8 protein-coding genes are annotated in these 7,904 nt (G+C 51.6%); 3 read left to right on the top strand and 5 right to left on the bottom strand.

The features are described 5' to 3' along the window. Positions 1-195: 195 nt before the first annotated feature. Both ACKFKF_RS20895 and ACKFKF_RS20890 read right to left on the bottom strand, forming a co-directional pair. A complete protein-coding gene (locus tag ACKFKF_RS20895) occupies positions 196-1,317 on the bottom strand; it encodes an ABC transporter substrate-binding protein (RefSeq protein WP_446869510.1) in 1,122 nt (373 codons plus the stop codon). Positions 1,318-1,359: 42 nt separating this feature from the next. Next, complete coding sequence (locus tag ACKFKF_RS20890; protein ID WP_446859258.1) at positions 1,360-2,487, bottom strand: ABC transporter ATP-binding protein; 1,128 nt, start codon at positions 2,485-2,487, stop codon at positions 1,360-1,362. 372 nt (positions 2,488-2,859) lie between these two features. Between ACKFKF_RS20890 and mrdA the strand changes: the two genes are divergently transcribed. Together mrdA and ACKFKF_RS20880 are read left to right on the top strand one after the other, a co-directional pair. Continuing rightward, complete coding sequence (mrdA, locus tag ACKFKF_RS20885) at positions 2,860-4,683, top strand: penicillin-binding protein 2 (RefSeq protein ID WP_446869508.1); 1,824 nt, start codon at positions 2,860-2,862, stop codon at positions 4,681-4,683. A 37-nt stretch (positions 4,684-4,720) separates the two neighbouring features. Further along, positions 4,721-5,302, top strand: coding sequence for a Uma2 family endonuclease (locus tag ACKFKF_RS20880; protein WP_446869506.1), 582 nt, complete (start codon positions 4,721-4,723; stop codon positions 5,300-5,302). Between the two features lie 6 nt (positions 5,303-5,308). On the opposite strand, the gene ACKFKF_RS20875 is transcribed toward ACKFKF_RS20880, so the two are convergent. From ACKFKF_RS20875 to ACKFKF_RS20865, 3 genes are all read right to left on the bottom strand, one after another. Beyond that, positions 5,309-5,917 (bottom strand): DUF3318 domain-containing protein, encoded by a 609-nt coding sequence (locus ACKFKF_RS20875; RefSeq protein ID WP_446869504.1) that lies wholly within the window; start codon positions 5,915-5,917, stop codon positions 5,309-5,311. Positions 5,918-6,012: 95 nt separating this feature from the next. Continuing rightward, positions 6,013-6,138, bottom strand: coding sequence for a photosystem I reaction center subunit IX (locus tag ACKFKF_RS20870; RefSeq protein ID WP_446859254.1), 126 nt, complete (start codon positions 6,136-6,138; stop codon positions 6,013-6,015). A gap of 25 nt (positions 6,139-6,163) precedes the next feature. Continuing rightward, positions 6,164-6,664: a Photosystem I reaction center subunit III gene (locus ACKFKF_RS20865; protein ID WP_446869502.1), complete on the bottom strand. Its 501-nt coding sequence runs from the start codon at positions 6,662-6,664 to the stop codon at positions 6,164-6,166. A 169-nt stretch (positions 6,665-6,833) separates the two neighbouring features. On the opposite strand from ACKFKF_RS20865, the gene tsaD reads away from it, so the two are divergent. After that, positions 6,834-7,883: a tRNA (adenosine(37)-N6)-threonylcarbamoyltransferase complex transferase subunit TsaD gene (gene tsaD / locus ACKFKF_RS20860; protein WP_446869501.1), complete on the top strand. Its 1,050-nt coding sequence runs from the start codon at positions 6,834-6,836 to the stop codon at positions 7,881-7,883. The last annotated feature ends 21 nt before the right edge of the window (positions 7,884-7,904 follow it).

Here is a 7,904-nt window from a genome sequence, read left to right as displayed (position 1 = left end):
GGGGCAGAAGTGCTGAATAACGAAGCGAGAAAACTCCATCGAATTCACGTTAATTTAGCGACCTTTCTACGCCACTCTACAATACTCTCTTCCTCTCTCTCACACAGCGGATTAACACAATTCTCATCCCTCCTCGCGCAGCGGATTACCCCAAAAGGGGAAACAGATCATCGAAGTTCTCCCTCATGCCTCCTTCTAGCTACTCGTCAGCCTCGTCCAGTATTTGTCGTAGAGTTCCAAAACGGGCTTCTCTACGGGGGCGAGGGTTTCAGATCTGTCGAGAAGGTTTTTGGGCGGAAAGAGGCTCTGATTGTTTTGTAGGTTGGCGGGGAGTTGGTTAAAGGCGGCCGCGTTGGGTGTGGCAAAAAATAAGCGCTCTGTAACTCTGGCAGCAATTTCGGGCTGTAGCAAAAAACTAATCCAGGCATAAGCCCCATCGGGATTGGGAGCGGTTTTGGGAATAACCATTGTGTCGCTCCAGAGCGAAGTGCCACTGCTGGGAATGACGTATCTCAGTTTGGGACTCTCACTCATCACGTTGACGGCATCGGCTGAGTAGCCCATTGAGAGTGATAAATCTCCGGCGATAAGCTGATCGCGCCATGCGTCAGAGGTGAAGGTGGCGATCGCGGGTTTGAGTTCCATCAAGCGATCGAAGGCTTGTTTGATCTGCTGGGGATCGGTGGAGTTGTAGGAATAACCGAGCGATCGCAGCGTGGCCCCCATGACTTCGCGCATATCATCTAGCAAAGTCAACCGCCGAGACAGCTTATCTTTGTTTTCCCAGAGGTAGTTCCAATCGGTGGGCGGCTCGGTTATTTTGTCGCTGTTGTAGATCAGTCCCGTCGTTCCCCAACTTACAGGCACACTGTAGCGATTGCCAGGATCGTGAACGGACTGCTGAAAGCGGGGCAAAATATTGCGAATGCCTTCGAGTCGATCGTGCTCTAGTTCGCTGAGATAGCCCAACTTCACCATCTGAACCACTTTGTAGTCAGAAGGATAAATTACGCTGTAAGTTCCGGCTTTGCCCGCTTGAAACGTCGCCAGCATCGTCTCATTAGATTCAAAAATATCAGAAATGACTTTGATGCCCGTTTGCTGCCGGAAGGCATCGATCAAAGCTTGATCAACATAGCTTGACCAGGTGTAAATGTGCAGTTCATCTGACGCGCCTCGTCTCACCTGATCGGTTTGCACCTTAGCTAACGTCCACCCACAGCTTGAGAGCGCCATTGTGGAGGCAGCCGCGATCGAGCTTTGCAAAAAACGGCGACGACTCTTTGAAAATGGGCGGTGAGATAAAAAGTCAGTCATGGCAGCCATCCGCTTTAAAAATTGAACTCTCGCTAGATTCAGTTAACCTGGCAAAGCAAGACAGTCGCTGGCATCCCAGTAGAGAAAGATCGGCGTATCGGCAGAAGGAACATTGAGCGCGTTGGGCTGACGGACAGTGAGATAATCGCCCGATCGCAATTGCACCACATAATGCACATGGGTTCCCAGATACATCACATTTTGTAATCGCCCTTCAAAGCAGTTGGTCTGGTCATCAAAGGGATCTAAGCTGAGATTCACTTTTTCTGGACGAACGCTGACGACAACTGAGCCAGAGGTTAAAGGTTGACCGCTCACGTCTGAGGGCTGCACGTTCATTTTTAGTCCCGACTCGGTTCTGATCCACAGCATAGCGGGGTGTGCGCCTTCGATTTTGCCGCGAAACAGGTTGGTGTCGCCGATAAAGTCAGCCACAAAGGAGGATTGAGGACGATCGTAGATCTGGCTAGGGGTGCCAATTTGTTCGACTTGACCTTCGTGCATGACAGCGATGCGATCGCTCAGACTTAACGCTTCTTCTTGGTCGTGGGTCACCATCACAAAGGTTAAGCCCAGTTCGTGATGCAAGTTAGACAACTCAACCTGCATTTCTTTTCGCAATTTCAGATCCAACGCGCCCAGCGGTTCATCTAACAACAAGACCATCGGACGGTTTACCAGCGCTCTGGCCAAAGCAACTCGCTGCTGTTGACCGCCAGACATTTGATTGGGAAAGCGATTGGCAAAACTCTCCATTTTGACTAGTTTTAGAACCTCTCGCACCCGATCCTGAATTTCACTTCTGCTGCGGTGCTTGATTCGTAGCCCAAAGGCGATGTTTTCCCAGACTGTCATGTGGCTAAACAGCGCATAGCTTTGAAACACTGTGTTGGCAGGTCTGCGGTAAGGCGGAACATTCAACATCGACGTTCCGCGAATCAGGACATCTCCCGCAGTCGGGGCTTCAAATCCGGCAATCAGCCTCAAGGTGGTTGTTTTTCCACAGCCAGAGGGGCCGAGAATACTAAAGAATTCCCCTCGGTAAATACTGAGATCAACCCCTCGGACGGCCGCCTCTCCGTTAAACACCTTAAACACCTTTCGCAGCTCAACATCAAGCCCAACGTTGATGCCTGAAACTTGCTGATTCTGCGTTGCCGTCTGAGACATAGTGACGATTTCCTGGTGAAACTGGAACTGTGAGGCTTGAGCCTTATTTGAGCTTTAGACGGTGGATTTGAGCGATTAGGGGGTCGATCGTCTCTCCATTAAAATGCTAAAAGTCAAGGGCCTAAGCAGAACGATCGGTAAATTCAGGTCTGGCTTATTTTACCCATTGAACCCGAAACAAGTAATCTGAAACAATGCCCGATCAAGCAATCAGGTAACATTATCTAAAGAAACGTTGAAGAGCCTGTGTTGATTTGGCGTTATTTTGTCAGTGATTAGCCCTAGAATGCCTGATTTTGTCAGTAAATACCCCATATCGTCATACACTTCTTGGGCTGTCCATTCTTGATTGTTGTTTCAGTTGCGGAATCTATGGCTTTGTTGCAATCTTCTCCAGCTACGATCGCTCATCAAAAAAATCCTCGCAGTGTGGGGCGGCGCAACCAGGCGTTGATTCTGATGTCGGCGGTGGCGGTGATGGTGGTTGGAGGGTTGGGAAGTCGGATCGCCTACCTGCAACTGGTACAGGGCACTCAAAATCGAAAGCTGGCCGAAAATAACCGGATTCGACTCCTGCCCAAACAGCCTGAACGGGGAAAGATTCTCGATCGCAAAGGCAAAATTCTCGCAGGCAGTCGGCTGTCACACTCGGTTTTTCTCTGGCCCCTTGCTAAAAAGCGTGGAGAATGGGACAGAACCCTGGAGCGGATTTCACAGATTCTTCACATTCCCGTCGCAGATATCCAAAAGCGGCTCGCAAGCGAAGGCTACAACTCGCCCTATCGAGTTCGCATCGCACGGGGCATTAGTCCCCAAAAGGTGACGGCGCTGGCTGAATACGCGGCTGAGTTAGATGGCGTTCAGGTGGATGCCGAAGCGGTTCGCAACTATCCCAATGGCGACTTGGCAGCCCATGTGATTGGCTATACGGGAGAGATGAGCGACGAGTCTCTAGAGCGCCACAAGCACGAAAATTATCGCCTGGGAGACGTGATTGGTCAGATGGGCATTGAGGCGGCGAGAGAAAAAGATTTGCGCGGAGAGTGGGGCGGTCAGCAGGTTGAAGTCGATGGTGCGGGCAATGTGGTCAAAATTCTCGGCGAAAAGCAAACCCACGCGGGAAAAGATGTGGCGCTGACGATCGACCTTGATCTGCAAAAAGCGGCCGAAACGGCGTTGGGAAATCGCAAAGGCGTAATTGTGGCGCTTGACCCCAACAATGGGGCAGTTTTGGCAATGGTCAGCCGTCCCGCATTCGATCCCAATCTCTTCTCGACGCGCATCAGTGACAGTCAGTGGCAACGGTTGCAGAGCGCCGATCATCCGTTTGTCAATCGTGCCCTTCAAGGCTATCCGCCTGCCAGTACGTTCAAGATTGTGACGACGGCTGCGGGGATTGAGTCAGGTAAATTTTCGCCCGATACGGTTTTGGCGACTTCGGCATCGATTAGAGTCGGGGGCATTGACTTTGGCGACTGGAACCACGCTGGATTTGGGCCACAGGGCTTTGTGGGGGCGCTGACCTGGAGTAGTGACACCTTTTTCTATCAGATTGGGATGGGTGTAGGCGATCGGACGCTGATTCAATGGACGCGGCGCTTTGGCTTTGGGCAAAAAACCGGGATCGAGTTGGGAGACGAAGAAGCGGCTGGGCTTGTCCCCGATGATGCCTGGAAGCAAAAAGAAATTCATGAGGGCTGGTATCTGGGCGACACCGTGAACATGTCGATCGGACAAGGCTATCTGCAAACCACGCCGCTTCAGGTTGCCGTTATGTTTGCGATCGCGGCCAACGGCGGCTACCGCGTCAAACCTCACCTGCTGCAAGACAATCAATCGGCTCAACACTGGCGCGAACCCCTGAACCTCAAGCCCGAAACGATTCAGATTCTCCAGGATGGGCTAAAGGGCGTAGTCAATGGCGGAACGGCAACAGCGGCCTTTAGTGGGACAGATCTGGCGATCGCGGGCAAAAGCGGCACCGCGGAGGATTTTGGACGCGAATCTCACACCTGGTTTGGGGCATTTTCTCCGGTTGATAAGCCCAAAATTGTCGTGGTTGCCTTTGGTGAAAATTCGGGTGGGGGGGGCGGTTCGTTTGCGGCTCCGATGGTGCGTCAGGTGCTAGAAGCCTATTTTCACCCCGACAGAGCCAAAAAGCAGGCGGCCGAAGTGGTGGCCGCTCCCAGAGATTAAAGGACTAATATTGAGAGGCTACGCCCCAACGAGGCAGATGACACAGACAAAGCTGAGAATGACGTTTGAGGAATACCTGACCTACGACGACGGGTTAGGGACTCGCTTTGAGCTAGTGAAAGGGGAATTAAGGCCCATGAGCTTAGGAACGGGCAAGCATGGCAAAGTTATCAAGTTCCTGGATGACTGCTTGAGTGCAGAGATAGCGCGGATGAATCTTGGTTGGACTTCGCAGCGCTTTACCGTAGGCATTCAGTCTCCAAGAGGCAATCGTTGGGATACTTGTCGGATTCCTGACATTACCGTCCTACCTATCGAGCAGTGGAATGCGATGGAGGAGCGAGAGGCCATTATTCGCGCCCACGAGCAACCGCCAAAGTTGGTGATAGAGGTCGTCAGCCCCTCTACTGCGATCGACGACTATCGAACCAAGCGCACGGAGTACGCTGTGTTAGACATTTCTGAATACTGGATTGTTGACCCGCTCAAATTACAAGTAACAGTCTGCACATTGCAAGATGGCGCTTACGATGATCAAGTGTTTCAGGGTGATGAGCCGATCGTCTCTGCCGTTTTCTCAGACTTGAAATTGACAACTCAACAAGTCTTGAGTACCTGACCTTTATCAAGGTTCTCGTCTAATTGCGTCAGGGACACCCACCGGGGAGAAGCCTGCGATCGCTTTCAAAGCCTGCATTCTCATCAGTTCTGTAAAGCTCAGTCCCCGGCCTTCGAGTTGGGCGACCAGTTCAATCGCAGATAGCAAGCTTCGAGCCGCCTCCGTTTCGCTGTATCCTCGACGTTGAGCGACTTTTAGCGCCGTTTCATCTGCGTCTAACTCGATACGAGAACTGCGATTGCTGCGCCAAATTTGAGACAGGGCGATCGCGCTCAAAGCACTAGCGGCCGCAACCCCAACAAAATCGTGCTGCATCACCTCGACTCCGACTCCGATCGCACCTGCCGCAACCAGACCCAGATTGACATTCGGCTTGAGCCATTTGACCGCACTCAGCCAGCCCACCATTCGCAGTAATAATAGATCGCGCTGAGGACGGGACAGCCGACTCCAAAAATCAAAATTGATATAAATCGGACGATCGCGCACCCAGGGCATCGGAAAGGGCGCATCAATCACCGATCGCTGTTCTGGCTTGCTAACCAGCTTAGTGACCATCCGCCCAGACGCGGGCATGAGGTCTAAAAGACGACGAAGTTCTGGCTCAGGGTTCATCATGTTTTGATTTTAGAGCAAGAAGCTGAGTTGACAGGCAATCTAGCTTACCTTGGGCGGGCCAAACTGCCTGTCGTGTAGGACTGTCCCAAAAACTACTGTCCCAAGAACAGCAAATCGGGAGCAACCGAATTGATCAAAATAAACACCGTCAAGACAGCACTCGTAAAGAGAACGGCCAAAACAGGTGCGTTGGAAAGATATTTCAAGAAATTGGACATAGTAGCCTCCTAAGAACTGACCATCCTAGCGGGGTGAAACAGGAATTTTGGAATCGTCTTCTTGAAGTTCGCCACTGAGGATTTCCTTCACAAAGATCAACGGCCAAAGCAACGCAGACGCAAAAGATCCGATGGCCACAGGCACATCAATTTGGATTTCTTTGTATTCGTTGTTGCCATTTTTGTGAACGGTTTGCAAATAGTTGCGACCTGCCCAGCCGAGCCAGCCAGCCAGATACAAAAACAGCAAACCTGGAATGATGAATTCTCCAGCGTGGTTAACGCGACCATCTGCGATCAAATGAGGCAATCCATCATCTTTACCGCAGAGCAAGCCTGCATCGGCGTATTTTTGAAGACGAGCCTTGGCGTTAGCGTTTACGGAGTCTTTGACTCGTTGAGCCAAAACTTCTGATTGTCCACAGGGAACGAGAAGTCCTGAAACATCCGATTCGAGCGCAGAGGCAGACGGGGTAAACCCAAGCCAAAGGGCGAGAACGAGAATTAGAGCAAACAATCGTTGCATGAAATTGTTTCCCTTTGTTGTGTGCAAAGTTTTTAGTATCGAAGCGATCGAGCGTTTCTAAAGCGAAGTTTTGCCAAAACTCAGTTCTCTAATTATGGGAATTAGAATCGCCCAGTTCAAGCAATAAGCTACGCTGAGATAGCCCATTCCTTCCAAAAATTACCAGCAAATGGCAACGGTTTTAGCAATTGAAACAAGTTGTGACGAAACGGCGGTTGCGATCGTAAAGAATCGTCAAGTTCTCAGTAGTATTGTCTCGTCTCAGGTCGCCATTCATCGCCAGTATGGGGGAGTCGTGCCCGAAGTGGCTTCTCGCCAGCATGTAGAAATTGTCAATCAAGCGATCGCTCAATCTCTAGAGGAAGCAACCCTACAGTGGTCAGAGATTGACGGCATTGCAGCCACTTGCGCCCCTGGTCTGGTCGGTGCCTTACTCGTGGGTTTGACGGCCGCCAAGACGTTAGCCCTGATTCATCACAAACCGTTTCTCGGTATTCATCATCTCGAAGGACACCTCTACGCTTCCTATCTGAGCGACCCAACCTTGGAACCCCCTTTTCTCTGTTTGCTGGTTTCTGGGGGGCACACCAGTTTGATCTACGTCAAAGAGTGCGGTCTGTACGAGATTTTGGGACAAACCCGTGACGACGCAGCGGGAGAAGCGTTTGATAAAGTGGCTCGGCTGATGGGGTTGGGGTATCCGGGTGGCCCGATTCTCGATCGCCTCGCTTCCCAGGGCAATCCCAAAGCCTTTCAGCTTCCAGAGGGGCAAGTTTCCCGACCAGAAGGCGGCTACCATCCCTATGATTCCAGCTTTAGCGGACTCAAGACGGCCGTGCTGCGATTGACTCAAAAACTTCAGCAAACCGAGCAGCCCTTACCTGTAGAAGATCTGGCCGCAAGTTTTCAAGCAACCGTGGCGCGGGCGTTGACCAAACGAGCGATCGCCTGTGCGTTGGATTATGGCTTGACGACGATTGCGATCGGCGGTGGCGTGGCGGCCAACAGTGGTCTGCGTCAACATCTACAAGCGGCAGCGAGTCAGCACAATCTCAAGGTAATGTTTCCCCCGATGAAATATTGTACTGACAATGCCGCGATGATCGGCTGTGCGGCGGCAGAACATTTGGAGCGAGGCCACACGTCGCCCTTAACCCTGGGAGCGCTGTCAAGACTGCCCGTTTCAGAGGTGATGAAGCTGTACCAGAAGAAGCTCTAATCAGGCGCAGATCTGGTAAGG

The sequence above is a fragment of the Phormidesmis sp. 146-12 genome, from assembly GCF_052939495.1.
Note: the sequence above shows the minus strand (reverse complement) of the source record. Positions and strands in the feature narration are given on the sequence as shown.

Bases quoted from the DNA above. Each gene is read 5' to 3' on its own strand.
- ACKFKF_RS20895 (WP_446869510.1), bottom strand. From the start codon at position 1,317: ATGACTGACTTTTTATCTCACCGCCCATTTTCAAAGAGTCGTCGCCGT.
- ACKFKF_RS20890 (WP_446859258.1), bottom strand. From the start codon at position 2,487: ATGTCTCAGACGGCAACGCAGAATCAGCAAGTTTCAGGCATCAACGTT.
- mrdA (WP_446869508.1), top strand. From the start codon at position 2,860: ATGGCTTTGTTGCAATCTTCTCCAGCTACGATCGCTCATCAAAAAAAT.
- ACKFKF_RS20880 (WP_446869506.1), top strand. From the start codon at position 4,721: ATGACACAGACAAAGCTGAGAATGACGTTTGAGGAATACCTGACCTAC.
- ACKFKF_RS20875 (WP_446869504.1), bottom strand. From the start codon at position 5,917: ATGAACCCTGAGCCAGAACTTCGTCGTCTTTTAGACCTCATGCCCGCG.
- ACKFKF_RS20870 (WP_446859254.1), bottom strand. From the start codon at position 6,138: ATGTCCAATTTCTTGAAATATCTTTCCAACGCACCTGTTTTGGCCGTT.
- ACKFKF_RS20865 (WP_446869502.1), bottom strand. From the start codon at position 6,664: ATGCAACGATTGTTTGCTCTAATTCTCGTTCTCGCCCTTTGGCTTGGG.
- tsaD (WP_446869501.1), top strand. From the start codon at position 6,834: ATGGCAACGGTTTTAGCAATTGAAACAAGTTGTGACGAAACGGCGGTT.